General features: G+C 70.7%; 2 protein-coding genes. Both read left to right on the plus strand.

The window, feature by feature from the left end; genetic code table 11:
- The coding region (locus tag AC5RUJ_RS15685; RefSeq protein ID WP_494156178.1) for an aldehyde dehydrogenase family protein at window positions 1-834 on the plus strand (834 nt) is incomplete at its 5' end.
- Window positions 835-992: 158 nt separating this feature from the next.
- A partial coding sequence (locus tag AC5RUJ_RS15690) for a S1C family serine protease (protein WP_494156179.1) occupies window positions 993-1,798 on the plus strand: 806 nt, incomplete at its 3' end.

The raw sequence follows: 1,798 nt of genomic DNA on the forward strand, positions 1-1,798 counted from the left end.
GGCGGCGCCGACATCGGCGCGGCCGTGGTCGAGGCCCCCGAGGTCCGGGTCATCTCCTTCACCGGCTCCACCGCCGCCGGCCGGAAGATCGGCGAATCCGCCGCCCGGAACCTCAAGCGCGCGCACCTGGAACTCGGCGGCAACAACGCCATGATCGTGCTGCCCGGAGCGGACCTGGCCAAGGCCGCGTCCGCCGCCGCGTTCGGCTCGTTCATGCACCAGGGCCAGATCTGCATGACCACCGGCCGGCACATCGTCCACGAGGACATCTACGAGGACTACGTCGCCGCGCTGGCCGAGAAGGCGACGAACCTGCCGGTCGGCGACCCCAAGACCGGCACCGTCGCGCTCGGCCCGATCATCGACGAGCACCAGCTCAAGCGCATCGACTCGATCGTGCAGGACGCGGTCGCCGCCGGCGCCCGGCTGGCCGCCGGCGGCACCAACGACGGCCCGTTCTACTCCCCCACCGTGCTCGCCGACCTCGACCCGGCCAACACCGCGTGGAAGGACGAGATCTTCGGCCCGGTCGCCCCGGTGATGAAGTTCTCCACCATCGACGAAGCCGTGGAACTGGCCAATGCCAACGAGTACGGGCTCTCCCTGTCCATCCTCGGAGACGTGGGCCTGGCCATGCAGATCGCCGACCGCGTCGATTCCGGCAAGGTCCACATCAACGAACAAACCGTCTCCGACGAGGCGAACTCCCCGTTCGGCGGCACGAAGAACTCCGGCAACGGCTCCCGCATCGGCGGCCACCAAGCCAACATGGACTCCTTCACCGAGACCCAATGGCTCACCGTCCGCCCGGACATCGCGCAGTACCCGTTCTGATCCCCTCCTGAGTCCCGCGACGGCGGCGGCCGGCAACAGCCGGCCGCCCGCCGTCGCGTGGTTAACTTTTGGGTTCACTCAAGGCGTAGCGGCAGCCGGATCAAACCGGGCCATTCTGCGGTTCCATAGTGAGCAAGCAAAGCTCCCGGAGGTGGGCCGTGAACACGATCCCGGAACCGCATGCCGACCCGCAGGCGGCGCACGCCGCCCAGGACCCGCTGGACTCGTATTCGGCGTCCGTGGTGCGCATAGCGGAGACCGTCACGCCGCACGTGGCGGGCATTCAGATGGACGCGCGACGCCGGGACAGGAGCTTCCCGTCCGGCGGCTCGGCCGTGGTGTTCACCGAGGACGGCTACCTGCTCACCAACGCGCACGTCGTGGCGAACTCCGACGGCGGCCATGCGGCCTTCGCGGACGGGTCACGCACGGACGTTGACGTGGTCGGCGCGGATCCGCTCTCCGACCTCGCCGTTCTGCGCGGCCGGCTCACGGTGCCGCGCCCGGTCGAGCTGGGCGATGCGTCCAAACTGCGCGTAGGCCAACTGGTCGTCGCCGTCGGCAGCCCGCTGGGCCTCTCCGGCTCGGTGACGGCCGGGGTGGTCAGCGCCCTGGGCCGCTCCATCCCCGTGGCCGCGGGCAGGAACCGGAGGGTGATCGAGGACGTCATCCAGACGGACGCCGCACTGAACCCGGGCAGTTCCGGCGGCGCCCTGGCCGACGCCTCCGGACGGGTGGTCGGAATCAACACGGCCGTCGCCGGGATCGGGCTCGGCCTGGCCGTGCCGATCAACGCCACGACCCGCCGGATCATCTCCGCGCTGCTGGCCGACGGGCGCGTGAGGCGCGCCTACCTCGGCCTGGTGAGTACGCCGCTGCCGTTGTCCCCGCGGGACATCATGCGGACCGGCGAGCGGAACGCGCTGCGGGTGGTCGAGGTGCTGCCCGGCTCCCCCGCCGAGCA

Source organism: Arthrobacter sp. Y3223164 (assembly GCF_059091005.1).